The 11,216-nt window shown below is 63.9% G+C and carries 16 protein-coding genes; 9 read left to right on the top strand and 7 right to left on the bottom strand.

The genetic code is table 11. The features are described from left to right. From VQ03_RS28860 to VQ03_RS33480, 5 genes are all read right to left on the bottom strand, one after another. On the bottom strand, positions 1-230 hold a 230-nt coding region (locus VQ03_RS28860; protein ID WP_048454369.1), incomplete at its 3' end, for a hypothetical protein. A gap of 295 nt (positions 231-525) precedes the next feature. Next, entirely contained in the window at positions 526-1,458 is a 933-nt protein-coding gene (locus VQ03_RS28870; protein WP_048454371.1) for a DNA-methyltransferase, read from the bottom strand. Beyond that, on the bottom strand, positions 1,455-2,738 hold the full coding sequence (locus VQ03_RS28875) for a helicase-related protein (protein ID WP_245292235.1): 1,284 nt from the start codon (positions 2,736-2,738) through the stop codon (positions 1,455-1,457). Before VQ03_RS28875 ends, VQ03_RS28870 begins: the two co-directional genes overlap by 4 nt. A gap of 427 nt (positions 2,739-3,165) precedes the next feature. Further along, positions 3,166-3,600, bottom strand: coding sequence for a hypothetical protein (locus VQ03_RS33475; RefSeq protein ID WP_157064306.1), 435 nt, complete (start codon positions 3,598-3,600; stop codon positions 3,166-3,168). A gap of 340 nt (positions 3,601-3,940) precedes the next feature. Next, positions 3,941-4,240 (bottom strand): hypothetical protein, encoded by a 300-nt coding sequence (locus VQ03_RS33480; RefSeq protein WP_157064307.1) that lies wholly within the window; start codon positions 4,238-4,240, stop codon positions 3,941-3,943. A 96-nt stretch (positions 4,241-4,336) separates the two neighbouring features. Between VQ03_RS33480 and VQ03_RS33485 the strand changes: the two genes are divergently transcribed. After that, a complete protein-coding gene (locus VQ03_RS33485; RefSeq protein WP_157064308.1) occupies positions 4,337-4,699 on the top strand; it encodes a hypothetical protein in 363 nt (120 codons plus the stop codon). A gap of 42 nt (positions 4,700-4,741) precedes the next feature. Here VQ03_RS33485 and VQ03_RS28885 read toward each other — a convergent pair whose 3' ends face one another. After that, the gene (locus VQ03_RS28885; RefSeq protein ID WP_048454373.1) at positions 4,742-4,984 is read right to left on the bottom strand and encodes a helix-turn-helix domain-containing protein; all 243 of its coding nucleotides are present in this window, start codon (positions 4,982-4,984) and stop codon (positions 4,742-4,744) included. Positions 4,985-5,081: 97 nt separating this feature from the next. Between VQ03_RS28885 and VQ03_RS32350 the strand changes: the two genes are divergently transcribed. The 7 genes from VQ03_RS32350 (at position 5,082) to VQ03_RS32360 (ending at position 9,848) form a co-directional block, all read left to right on the top strand. Then, complete coding sequence (locus tag VQ03_RS32350) at positions 5,082-5,846, top strand: XRE family transcriptional regulator (RefSeq protein ID WP_167376142.1); 765 nt, start codon at positions 5,082-5,084, stop codon at positions 5,844-5,846. A gap of 22 nt (positions 5,847-5,868) precedes the next feature. Then, on the top strand, positions 5,869-6,738 hold the full coding sequence (locus VQ03_RS32355) for a DUF3800 domain-containing protein (RefSeq protein ID WP_083468290.1): 870 nt from the start codon (positions 5,869-5,871) through the stop codon (positions 6,736-6,738). A 289-nt stretch (positions 6,739-7,027) separates the two neighbouring features. Further along, positions 7,028-7,480 (top strand): hypothetical protein, encoded by a 453-nt coding sequence (locus tag VQ03_RS28895; protein WP_245292236.1) that lies wholly within the window; start codon positions 7,028-7,030, stop codon positions 7,478-7,480. A gap of 1 nt (position 7,481) precedes the next feature. Beyond that, a complete protein-coding gene (locus VQ03_RS28900) occupies positions 7,482-8,231 on the top strand; it encodes a hypothetical protein (protein WP_048454375.1) in 750 nt (249 codons plus the stop codon). Further along, positions 8,231-8,932, top strand: coding sequence for a hypothetical protein (locus VQ03_RS28905; RefSeq protein WP_048454376.1), 702 nt, complete (start codon positions 8,231-8,233; stop codon positions 8,930-8,932). Before VQ03_RS28900 ends, VQ03_RS28905 begins: the two co-directional genes overlap by 1 nt. Beyond that, positions 8,929-9,447, top strand: a complete 519-nt coding sequence (locus VQ03_RS28910; protein ID WP_048454377.1) for a hypothetical protein — start codon at positions 8,929-8,931, stop codon at positions 9,445-9,447. The genes VQ03_RS28905 and VQ03_RS28910 overlap by 4 nt, the downstream gene beginning before the upstream one ends. Further along, complete coding sequence (locus VQ03_RS32360; protein ID WP_083468291.1) at positions 9,444-9,848, top strand: HNH endonuclease; 405 nt, start codon at positions 9,444-9,446, stop codon at positions 9,846-9,848. Before VQ03_RS28910 ends, VQ03_RS32360 begins: the two co-directional genes overlap by 4 nt. Positions 9,849-10,169: 321 nt before the next feature. On the opposite strand, the gene VQ03_RS33490 is transcribed toward VQ03_RS32360, so the two are convergent. After that, positions 10,170-10,835: a hypothetical protein gene (locus VQ03_RS33490; RefSeq protein WP_157064309.1), complete on the bottom strand. Its 666-nt coding sequence runs from the start codon at positions 10,833-10,835 to the stop codon at positions 10,170-10,172. A gap of 191 nt (positions 10,836-11,026) precedes the next feature. Here VQ03_RS33490 and VQ03_RS33495 point away from each other — a divergent pair, with 191 nt between their 5' ends. After that, on the top strand, positions 11,027-11,170 hold the full coding sequence (locus VQ03_RS33495) for a hypothetical protein (protein WP_157064310.1): 144 nt from the start codon (positions 11,027-11,029) through the stop codon (positions 11,168-11,170). Positions 11,171-11,216 lie beyond the last annotated feature (46 nt).

The raw sequence follows: 11,216 nt of genomic DNA on the forward strand, positions 1-11,216 counted from the left end.
TCACGTGACGTCACGTGACGCGATGGGGTGCTGAGACCATCACGCCGGCGCTTCTGGCGTTCGGCGTCCGCCTTGCGCCGCGCCGCGAGCAACGACCGCTCGGCGTTGGCCGCAGCCTCCACCTCGGCGGCTTTCCGCTGCTGCTCGGCCAGAGCCTCCACGGCGAATTCAATCGCCTCCGGCGGCGCGCCGAGCTCGCGCATGCGCTTCATGAAGGCGGCGATGCTCATGCGGCCCTCGCTGCGGTGAAGAGATCGGCCTGCGGAGGGGCGACAGGCTTGCCGGCCGGCGCCTTGCGGCTCGCCTGCCACGCGGCCTCGACTTCCGCCCGGTGCTCAGCGCAGGCCCAGAGGGCAACGTCGCGGCTGTAGCGGAATCCGAAGGGCGCCTGACCGCCGCACCGGCAGCACGGCTCGACATCGGGCCCTGGGAGGGAACGGCGGGCGTCCTCCCACTCCCGGGGCGTCATTGGGGCACGCTGGCCCATGGCGGTGTCGATGAGAATGGCGGAGCGCGCCATGACGGCTACTCGGCCGCCTGCATCGCAAACAGGTTGCCCGTGCTGCCCTGGCGCTCGGCCTCGCCGAGGTATTTCACCGCTTGAGCGTAGTAGCTGCCCTTCAGCTCGGTGCCGAGGAAGCGGCGGCCCTGGAGGAGCGACTGGTAGCCCTCCGAGCCGATGCCCATGAACGGAGAGTAGACCGTCTCGCCGGGGTTCGTGTACTGGCGCACCAGTCGCTCGGTGAGATCGAGCGGCATCGGGCAGAGGTGCTTCTCGGCCTCTGCGTCCCGGGCCACGCGGACGTTGAGCACGTCCGTCTCGTCGGTGTCATACCAGATGCCCGAGGTCATCCAGATCGGCTGCGCGAGTTCCTGCCAGGTCTCGAGCGAATGCGCCTCCGGGTCGTGCAGGACCGGCGGCACGGCCTCCATGCCGTCGGCCCATTTTCGGAACACGACGATGTACTCGGGCAGGCCGCCGCCGGTGCGCGCAGCGTCGGTGCGGAAGTTCTTGTAGAGGAGCCGGTCGCTCTTCGTCTTCTGCATCTCCCGCACTGGGCAGCGGTCGATCGTGATGCGGCGGTGATAGGTCCAGCCCTCGGCAACGTGCGTCCGGATGCACTCGCCGGTGAAGTCGCGGATGCCGCGGTCACCGCGCTCGCTGGCGTTCGAGTAGTAGACGAGGTCCTTGACATGGATCGCGGTCAGCCGGCCGGGCTTGGTGACCCGGAACAGCTCGCGCACCAAGTGCCGGTAGTGGGCCTGGAATTCCTCGTCCGAGCTGACGTTGCCCATGTCGCGCTCGCTCTCGCTGTAGATGTACAGGGAGGAGAACGGCGGCGAATACACGCTGAAATCGATGCAATCGTCGGGCATTTCGCCGGTGAAGTCGACAGTATCACAGTGATACACAGCGAAGCGCTTGCTGACGTGGGACGCGAAGACGTTGGCGGTCACTGCACCATCCACGCCGGAAGGCGTGCTCCCTGCTGCGGATCGTAGGTCTCGAGGACGCGGTGGGATTGGGCGGCCCGCGCCATGGCGGCCGACATCTCGGCCTTCATCGCGCTGTGGTCGCCGGCCTTGCGGTTCACGACGTCCCAGATGGACACCTCGGTGTCGGCGCAGACGACATGGGCATGCACATCCCGGGTCTGGCGGAAGCGCCAGCAGCGGCGGACGGCCTGGTAGAAGGCCTCGTAGGAGAACGAGAGGCCCATGAAGGCCATGCGGGCGCAGTGCTGCCAGTTGAGCCCGAAGCCGGCGATGCTGGGCTTCGTGATCAGGATGCGGACCGCGCCGGAGGAGAAGCCCGAAAGCCGCTCCTCCTTCTGGTCGATCGACATCGACCCGCGCACCTCGGTTGCCTCGGGCAGCAGGGCCTTGAGGGCATCGGCGTCGTAGTCGGTCTCGACCCAGCAGATCCAGGCCTCGCCCGGCTCGGCCCGCACCAGCTCGGCGACCCGGGCCGCGCGCTCGTCCTTGGTGAGGCGCTTTTCCCGATGGATCGAGGTCGCCGACGCGCTCGGGATCCGGAACAGTCGGCCCTGACCACTCTTCTCCTCACCGGCATCGACGCTTCGGTCGGCCTGGACGATGTGTCGGCGCACATCGAGCTTCGGCATCACGAAACCGTCGTCCGAGAACCCGAGGTCGCTGGGCTTCGACACGCACCGGGCCCAGGACGCGACCCAGTCCCAGAACGACCTCACCGCGGGCTTCTTCAGCCGGTACCGGCCGGCGTTCGCCTGGTCGGCGATGAACCAGCGCGACAGCATCTCCGGCGGGCGCATCACCCCCAGGAACTCGCTGTGCTGCCCGAGCTCCGTGTGGTCATTCGGCGCCGGCGTCGCGGTCAGGCAGAGCCGGTAGGGCGTGCCGGCGAAGGCCTCAACGAGCTTGCGCTTCGTGGAGCCGGTGAACGACTTCAGGATGCTGCTCTCGTCGAGGATGACGGCGGCGTAGTCGGCCGGGTCGAATCGCTCCAGCCGCTCGTAGTTCGTGATCGCGATGCAGGGGCGCTCCGGCGCGATCCCAAACCGTGACAGCTTAGCCTCGACGCCGATGCGCGTGGCCTCGGCCTGGTGCTGCGCCGCGACCGCGAGCGGTGCCAGCATCAGGACCGGACGGTTGGTCCGGCGCACGATGGCGTCGCCCCAGGCGAGACCCATCGCGGTCTTGCCAAGGCCCGTGTCGAGGAAACCCGCTGCGCGGCCGGTGCGCAGGGCGAACTCCAAACAGTGCTCCTGATGCGGGAAGAGGCCTGGCAGGATGTCGGCGCTGCCGACATCGGAGAAGCCCGCGGGCTCGGCCGCGACGCGTTTGGAGGCGATGAGGGCGCGGTAGGCGTCGAGATCGCCGGACGGCGAAGCTGCCGGCGCCGGTCCAATCAATCTCGAGGAAAGGGCGCGGGCGGTCGCGGGCAGATCACGGGCGACCGGCGCGACATCTATGCGGGCGGAGGCCGTCATAGGTGGCCTCCCGCCTGATCGGTCGGGACCGGCCGGCCGGTCTCGGGCGGCGGGAAACGCAGAGGTCCCCACGCCCGGTCCTCACACCAGCGCGCGGCGCGCAGAATGGGCGATGCGCGGGAGCCGATCCAGAGCAGCGGAAGGGCGACGCCCCGCAAGGCGCTCGCCGCGAAGAGCAGGATCCGGTGATGCATCACACTCCGCTCCGCAGGTCGGCCAATTGCTCCTCGAGATCCCTGGCCCGAGCCTCGAGGAGGGCTTGGCGCTCGGCCCGCGCGACGCGGTGCCACCAGCCGGCCTCGTCGGGCCGGATCGCGCACAGGAACCCGGCGCCGTAGGTCGCGATCATGGCATCGTAGGCTGGACCGGACGGGCAATGACCCTGATCGAGCCACTTCCGCACTGTACCGACCGCAACACCAATGTCAGCCGAGACGTACATCGCAGTCTTGGCCGGATAGAGGTCGCGCAGAAACTGGCATGCACGTTCCGCTAATGTTCGGGCGTCGATCTGCGAAAACTTTCGCAGATCGGATCCGGACTTTCTCATCACGTTCCCCGATGCTGTGGACATCGGGATTTTCTCGATGGGAAAGGAGCCAGCTGTGAGGGTAGAGGCGAACGACATTTCAGCGCCTCGCCGGGTTGGAGTGAGGAGACGCAGGCACGCGGTCGCGATCGAAGGCTGGCAGGCTGTGACGATCGCGCAGGAAGAAAAGACCGGCTCCGGACGAAGCGGAGCCGGCAAGTGCGGGGAGGAAACGTCCATGAGGGACGTGCCCCACACGGGGCCTCGGTGCGCCGGCCAGGCCGGCGGCATGGGGGAGGGCGGTCGCGCTCACCGGATAACCTGCGAAGGCGGACGGACCGGCGCGCCGGAGCGCTTCGACGCGCAGCCGGCAGCGGCGATCACGACTAGGGCGAGGCCGAGAGTGAGCACGGCCAGGATGCTGAGGACCGGGCGCATGTCAGGCGTCCCGCGGCGCGAGGCGATCGCCGTCGGCGCTCAGGCGCCAGCCGGGCGGCAACGGCCTGTCGAGCTTGGCTCCGGGGCTTGCACCCGGTCCGGCATGGGTCACGCGTCCTGCCCGTCCGCACGCCTTGAATCGGTTCGTGCAGGACAGCGCCTCCAGGGCGTTTTCCGCTGGCACCGGCCCGTCACCCCGGGAAGTGGGGGCCGGGGCCGCGTCGCGGTCCATCTCGTGACGGCCTCGTGTGAGGCCGATGCAGGCGCCACGCTCGGCGGCGATGAGGCGGGGGAGGGTCATGCCGCGGCTCCCACAGAGCCGAGAGCAGTCACCGGGCGGCGAACAGGTCGCGCGCGCCGCCCGGCGCCGCTACCATCGGAGGTGCCAACCAACCCGATGGAACTGATGATGTCCCAGGACGCGCCAAACAGCGCCCAAGCCGAAGCAATCGCCCAGGCCATTGCTGACGCCGTCGTGAGCACGAAGGCCCAAGAAGTTGCGCTCAGAACGCTTCTCGCCCTTGAGGAAAAGCGAAATCCCGGCACTTGCATCATAATGCGAGAAGCCTTCGACGAAAATCTTGGTAAAAGATCCATTGAGGGAACTACAAGCGAGATGCTTGTAGATATTCGGAAGAAGTACGTTTCGATTATTGACGATGCTAGCAAGGCCGCCTCCATTGGAGGAGGTCCGCCCTACTCGGCAGCAATGTGGTATGTTCGCTTAGTGCGACGGCTGCGAGGTAAGCCGCCGCTCTAGCGGTTTTCTCGCGCCGATCCAGCCAGAAGAGGAGGGCGCGGATCATGCGGCGGCTCCGCTCTGCTCGGGGAGAGGCGCGCGTGCCTCACTGGCAGCGTTGAAGTGGTCCTGCGCGGTTACCGCGCCGGCCGTCACATCCGAGATGCGCTTCAGCATCCCGAGACGCGGGATGCGCTGCCCATACCGCCACTTCCGGACGGCCCAGGGCGACACGTCAGGACCAATGCGCGCCGCCATCGCGGCGTCGTCCAGGCCCTGGGCTTCCATGTAGGCGGCGAGCTTCATGGGCACATGATATGCCCATCATGGGCACAAAGTCCAGCCGATTTGTGCCCACCTTGTGCTCTGCCCAAAACGGGCACATTCTAGCATGTTGGTTCCCGTGGCGAACAACCTCAAAGCACTACGCGAGGCGCGCGGGCTCTCCCAGGAAGCTGCCGCTGAGAAGATGGGAACGACGCGGAACCAGCTCGCCAAGCTGGAGTCTGGGGCGCGGCGCCTTTCGGATGTCTGGATCGAACGGGCTGCCGAGGTCTTTGAGGTTGACGCTGGTGAGATCGTCACGGCCAACAAGCGACGCGCGCCAGCCCTTATAGCCGGCTTCGATCCTGATGTGGTCGATCCTGATGACCACGAGCCTCGCATGGTCGAGGGCACGATGGGCCGTGACGTAGGCAATATCCCGAAGGACGCAATCCTTCAGGCGGAGGTCGCGATCGGCATGGGACCGGGCGGGATGACCCACGTCACTGACCTTATGAACCCGGACGGCAACAGCTACGCTGCCGAAGGCGTCAAGGATTGGTGGCGTCTGCCGGCAGACGTATTGCGTGGACGCTTCCGCGTGCCAGCGCATCGAGTGCGCTGCTTCGAGGCCATGGGAGACTCCATGGAGCCCAAGATCCACGACGGAGACATCGTGTTTGTGGACGTCGGCCATCGTGTGCCTTCGCCGCCGGGCATCTACGCGCTTGCAGATGCACTTGGGGGTATCATCTTGAAGAGACTAGAAATCTCGTCAGCACGAGGTCAAGATCCAGTGCGCGTGCGACTTATCTCGGACAACCCGAAGCACTCGCCAGAAGACCGCACTCTGGATGAAATTACGATTACTGGGCGATATCTAGGCCGACTGACCACCGAATAAATCAGGCCGGAGCTAATCGATAATGGTCGACGCCTCAGAAGATAGCTATAAATACGTTTCTTTTATCGACGAGGCGGGCGACGACAACCTAAGAAGTATCCGCCCCAAAGATCCAAACGGGGGAACTGAGTGGTTTGTTCTCAGTTCTGTCATTATGCGCGCCGACAATGAGCAAAATGTGGCACGCTGGGTGCGCAATATTTTGTCAGAAATTGGAGCCAATCGGTCAAAAGATCTTCATTTTAACAGACTATCCGCCGATCAACGCCTCAAAGCATGCCAGCTAGTCGCCAGGCTTCCTATTAGATGCTTTGTTGTTATCTCACATAAAGAAAATATGCGAAATCACAAGAATAGTAGAGCTTCCAGAATACCTGGACGAAATATTTTTTATTGCTGGATCATTCGGCTCCTCCTTGAGAGAGCCACTGCGTATTGTGCATCAAGAAATGAAAGAGAAGACAGCCCTAATGCAAAAATGAAAATAGAATTCTCAGAAATGCATCGTATGTCATACAGTCAGCTTAGGGCTTATCTACTCTGGATTAGACCACAGAGCACAAGCGGTACATTGTATCTTAAGAAAGGAGATCTTGATTGGTCTGTTGTAGATACAGACCTAATAGAAGCCCATCCGCACAATACACGCGCAGGACTAATGCTTGCCGACGTGGTCGCAAGTGCCTTCTATCAAGCGGTTGCCGCAAGGCAAGATGGCACCTGCCGTCCGGAGTATGCGCAAGCTTTACAAAATGTCGTAGCCGCCCATTACGGTCGGGTGGCTGATTTTGGCATAAAAACCATGCCCCCTTTATGGAAAATTGACCTTACCCGCGCGCAGAAAGAATTATTTCACTTCTATGGAATGCATACAGAGAGAGATTGGCGGTAGGCCCCTGGACTTGTGTACCAGTGGCTTAGAGTCAGCCATCCACGGTGCTAACGTCCAACTGGCTGCCGCGCAGCGACCAAGCGCCCCAGCGGGCCTACCTCCTCGAAGGTAGCAGGATCGTCAGCAACCGCAAAGCTCTACGCCACACATTTGTCCTACCGTGAGCGCCCAAGCTCCATGTCCGGGCACAGAGCGGGCACAAATCGATACCGACACATGTGCCCATAATGGGCTTGACGCTTGTGCCCTATGTGGGCACATTACCGGCATTCCCGATGGAGTGCTGCTGATGTCCGCTACCCGTAAGATCCACTGGGTGGCCGCCATGCACGAGCTGGCGGCCGACCGCACCAAGCGCAACTCCATCCGTGAAGAGCCCCTTCGCGCTGCAATCCGCGGCTCCCATCGCCTGACCGTCTGGCGCGGCCATTCCGGCCGGCGCTACGTCGTCACCATCCTGCCTCTGACCAGCGAGGACGCCGTCAAGACCGCGGCCGGCGTCGCCCTGGCGGTCCGCCGCAACGCCGGCGCCGTCGCCACCCTCATCGCGGTCCGCTCCTGCCGCCAGGGGGACCCTGGCTTCCTCGGCTGGCTGGCGGCCTGCTGCCAGAGGGGCGCGACCGAGCTGCACGTTCACACCCTGACCGAAGGTGAAGCCGGACGGGCCGCCGTCGTCGCAGACCTGACCGCCCGGCCCCCGCAGCCGCCGCCGGCCTCTGCCGCCCTGGTTCGGGTTGCGTAAGATGATGACTGCCACGGCCGCTCCCGGCCACAACAACCCGCCCGCGCCGACCCCCTTCGAGCTGTCGCGCGACGAGATCGACTCACTCTGCGGCGAGGCCCGCCATTGGCTGGACGGTGCCGGGGTCAAGACCGCGGCTGAAGCCGACGGCGTCGCGAAGCTGCTGAACCTGCTCCGCACGGCCATCAAGCGGGCGGACGAGCGCCGCATTGCCGAGGCCAAGCCGCACGACGAGGCCAAGGCCGAGATCCAGGCGCGTTACGGCGCGCTGATCCAGGACAACAAGTCGGGGAAGGGCAAGGCGGTGCTGGCCGCCGAGGAGTGCCGGGCGGCTCTCACGGCTTGGCTGGAACGCCAGGAAGCGGAGAAGCAGGCTGCCGCGGCCGAGGCTCGACGCGTGGCCGACGAGCGCGCCCGTGAGGCGTCGCTGGCACTGCAGCTCAGCAAGCCGTCCGACCTCGAGGACCGCGAGCACGCCGAAGATCTCGCGCAGGAGGCGCGTCGCGCCGAGGCGGCAGCCGGCCGCGCGGAGAAGGATCGGGCCGTTGCGCGCGGCGGCGCACGCTCCGTCACCCTTCGGACCACCTACCGGGCCGAGGTCATCGATGCGACCGCATTCGCGCGCTGGGCCTGGGTCAACTGCCGAGACGAGATCGAGACGGCCCTGGCGGAAATCGCCAGCCGGCAGGTCGCCGCCGGCACCCGCAACATCCCGGGCGTCGCCATCCACGAAGATCGGAAAGCCGTCTGATGAGTGTCGAGAGCGACAAGCAGATCGCCGACATCCTGGCGACCTACGGCGAGCCGCTGGCCGGCAACGTCTGGCGCGTGCAAGGCACGGCCGTCATCTACCACAAGACTCTCGAGCGGATCGCCGCGCAGGCGCAGATCGCCTTCGCGCCGCCCCAGATCCTGCGCGCCGAGCGCGACGAGGCCGTGATCCTCGTCACCGGCGAGGTGCGGCTGGCGAACGACGCCGGGACCCGCCGGGAGTGGTCGATCGGCGAGGCCCTGATCGGCGTGAACTACCGCGTCTCGGGCAAGCAGGCCGCCTACGTCTTCGCCATGGCCGAGAAGCGGGCCAAGGACCGGGTGATCCTGAAGCTCATTGGCCTGCACGGGCTGCTCTACTCCGAGGATGAGGCCGACGAGTTCAAGCGGCCCGAAACCGCGCCAGCCCCGGCGCCACAACCTGCCCGGCGCAGCCAGCGCTCGCCGCAGCCTCAGAACGACGCCCCTGATCCGGGGACGATCGCTGCCAGCCTGCGCGAGCGGATCAACGCGGCTGGCAGCATCAATGCCGTCACCGATCTGATGCTCGGGCCCGAGACGCAGCAGGAGCTCGCTTACCTCGCCCCCGGCGAGCGCGACCTGATCCGTGAGCACGCCAAGGAACGGCTGGTGGCGCTCGGCTGGCCGGTCCGCTCGAACCGGAAGGGGGCCTCGTCATGAGCGCCCTGCTGCCGGTCGAGTTCACGTGGACGGGCGATGCGATGCAGCCGGCGGGCAGGTTCACCGGCCTCTGCGACCGGCAATTCGTCATCGGCGAACGCTACATCCTCGTCGAGCACGAGGCCCGCAGCGCCGCCTCCCATGCTCACTACTTCGCCTGTGTCCGGGATGGGTGGTCGAACCTGCCGGAGCACCTGGCAGATCGGTTTCCGACGCCCGACCACCTGCGCAAGTGGGCGCTCATCCGGACCGGCTTCCGGGACGAGGTATCGTTCGTCGCCTCCTCGAAGGCCGAGGCCGTCCGGATCGCTGCCTTCCTCCGCCCGGTCGATGACACGGCGGTGGTCCGGGTGAAGGATTCCATCATCGTGCGCTGGACGGCCAAGAGCCAGTCCATGCGCGCCATGGGCAAGGAGGATTTCCAGCGGTCCAAGGATGCGGTGCTCGCCGTCATCGACGAGTTGATCGGCACCGCGGCGGGCACGTTGTCCCGCGAGGCGGGGAGGGCGGCATGACCGATCCTCGCCCCCGGTTGTCGGATAGAGATCGCAAGCGCCTGTTCCGGCTGCATAACCGCACCTGCCACATCTGCGGACAGCCGATCGATGGCGTGCGTCAGGCCTGGGACATTGAGCACGTCATCCCACGCAATTTGCTCGGCCGGCACGCCGACACCGACGACAACATGAAGCCCGCGCACAAGTCGTGCCACCGGGAAAAGTCGAAGGTCGACGCTGGCAACCTCGCCGAGGCTAACCGTCGCGAGGATCGGCATATCGGCGTGCATCAGCCGAAGCAGCCCGTACCGCCGGGAAAGCCGCTACCGGCAGGCCAGCCAGCGCGACGCGCCACCGAGCCGCTGACCAAGCAACTCCCGCCCCGTCGAGCCCTCTACGTGCCGGAGCCCCGTCGATGATCCCAGTCCGAGCTGCAGGGGCTCCGGTTCAGGTCAGGTTGGCTAGGGCGCCTCCCGTTCGATTTGGTTGCGCCTCAGGAGATGGCCGCATCTCCTCAATTTCTAAGTTAGTCGTTGCCCAGACCGTCTGTAAGGCGTGAGCTTCTCAGGAAATATATCGGCCATGAGCAAGCAATCACTTGAAGATTACAGTAAATTATTTTTCGATAGTCATAATTATTCTATCGATATTTTTTTCGATCCTTGCTTCTGTCGATGCAATCACGGGCGTCAATATATGGCCGATATGGTCTCGGCCCTCTCTCATGAAGAGATCAATATTCATTTTCCAAACAGCATAATGTGATCATTTGTCATGTCGTGGACTTCCAGCGCAAGCCTGTTGATGAAATCAATTTTATCTTTAATCATATGCTCTCTCGAGATGAGGAAAATAATTATCATTCGCAATTCTTCACCAACGGCGGTTTCATATTTTTCTTCATCTCGCGCTTTGATCAAATGCTGTATATCGCCATTGAATTTGTCATATGCGTCGCTTGCGCCTTGTCTCCGAGAGTGAATATTGCGCATGGCGAACCGAAGCGCCTCAGCCGGATCGGCATTTTCCTCAATTTTGGCATTAATGTATTCAAAAATCTTTTCAATATTTTCTGTGGCTACGCGAGACGAATCTATCGTCATAGAGATAAGATATCGAAGCTTGCGCAAAGTTTCGAGTCTTTTTTGGAGTGGTTCCAGCGCACTTGCTGCAAACTGTCTATTTGCAACATCAACTTGCTGTTTCGAGGTTTCAATTTGTCCCTGAACACCCTTCCAAGCCAAGCCGGCCGCAAAAATTGCAACAAGTGCTGCGACAGAGCTTTGGTATCGATTGATCCAGAACTCAACACAGCCGAACTCGCCGGCAATGAGGGGTTTGCCTGCGTCTATGCTGGATTTCTCGCAGACAAAGCCCATCCAAGAAATCGCGACCAGGGCGAACACGAGAACCACAGATGCGATTATGGCCACAAGAGCGAACGGCCACGACTTTCCAGACAAGTGCATCCCCATCATCGATTGCAGCTGTTTGAACCCAGCTGTTCGATGCGCGCAAGTCTTATTGGGATCGGCAGCTTCCTCAGCCCCGCCAACATCGACAGCATCCCGGAGACGGCGGCGGGAGGGCGAGTGTGATGGCTGCGGCTCTCGATTTCTTCGCCGCTGGCGCAGACCGGCTCGTCTACAGCGAGGCGCTGGTCGCCGCAAACTACCGCAAGGCCGAGGTGCGCCCGCAGCGCCGCCCCGCCCCCGACCTCCCCCTCTTCGCCGCGGAGTGAGCGCTATGCCCACCATCACCGTCCCCTGCGCCACTTGCGCCGGCAC

It is taken from the genome of Methylobacterium tarhaniae, assembly GCF_001043955.1.
Lineage (GTDB): Bacteria > Pseudomonadota > Alphaproteobacteria > Rhizobiales > Beijerinckiaceae > Methylobacterium > Methylobacterium tarhaniae.

Coding starts and splice junctions, on each gene's coding strand:
- VQ03_RS32355 (WP_083468290.1), top strand. CDS start 5,869: ATGGTCGACGCCTCAGAAGATAGCTATAAATACGTTTCTTTTATCGAC.
- VQ03_RS28910 (WP_048454377.1), top strand. CDS start 8,929: ATGAGCGCCCTGCTGCCGGTCGAGTTCACGTGGACGGGCGATGCGATG.
- VQ03_RS32360 (WP_083468291.1), top strand. CDS start 9,444: ATGACCGATCCTCGCCCCCGGTTGTCGGATAGAGATCGCAAGCGCCTG.
- VQ03_RS28900 (WP_048454375.1), top strand. CDS start 7,482: ATGATGACTGCCACGGCCGCTCCCGGCCACAACAACCCGCCCGCGCCG.
- VQ03_RS28885 (WP_048454373.1), bottom strand. CDS start 4,984: ATGAAGCTCGCCGCCTACATGGAAGCCCAGGGCCTGGACGACGCCGCG.
- VQ03_RS33475 (WP_157064306.1), bottom strand. CDS start 3,600: ATGTCGTTCGCCTCTACCCTCACAGCTGGCTCCTTTCCCATCGAGAAA.
- VQ03_RS28905 (WP_048454376.1), top strand. CDS start 8,231: ATGAGTGTCGAGAGCGACAAGCAGATCGCCGACATCCTGGCGACCTAC.
- VQ03_RS33485 (WP_157064308.1), top strand. CDS start 4,337: ATGGAACTGATGATGTCCCAGGACGCGCCAAACAGCGCCCAAGCCGAA.
- VQ03_RS33495 (WP_157064310.1), top strand. CDS start 11,027: ATGGCTGCGGCTCTCGATTTCTTCGCCGCTGGCGCAGACCGGCTCGTC.
- VQ03_RS33480 (WP_157064307.1), bottom strand. CDS start 4,240: ATGACCCTCCCCCGCCTCATCGCCGCCGAGCGTGGCGCCTGCATCGGC.
- VQ03_RS28895 (WP_245292236.1), top strand. CDS start 7,028: ATGTCCGCTACCCGTAAGATCCACTGGGTGGCCGCCATGCACGAGCTG.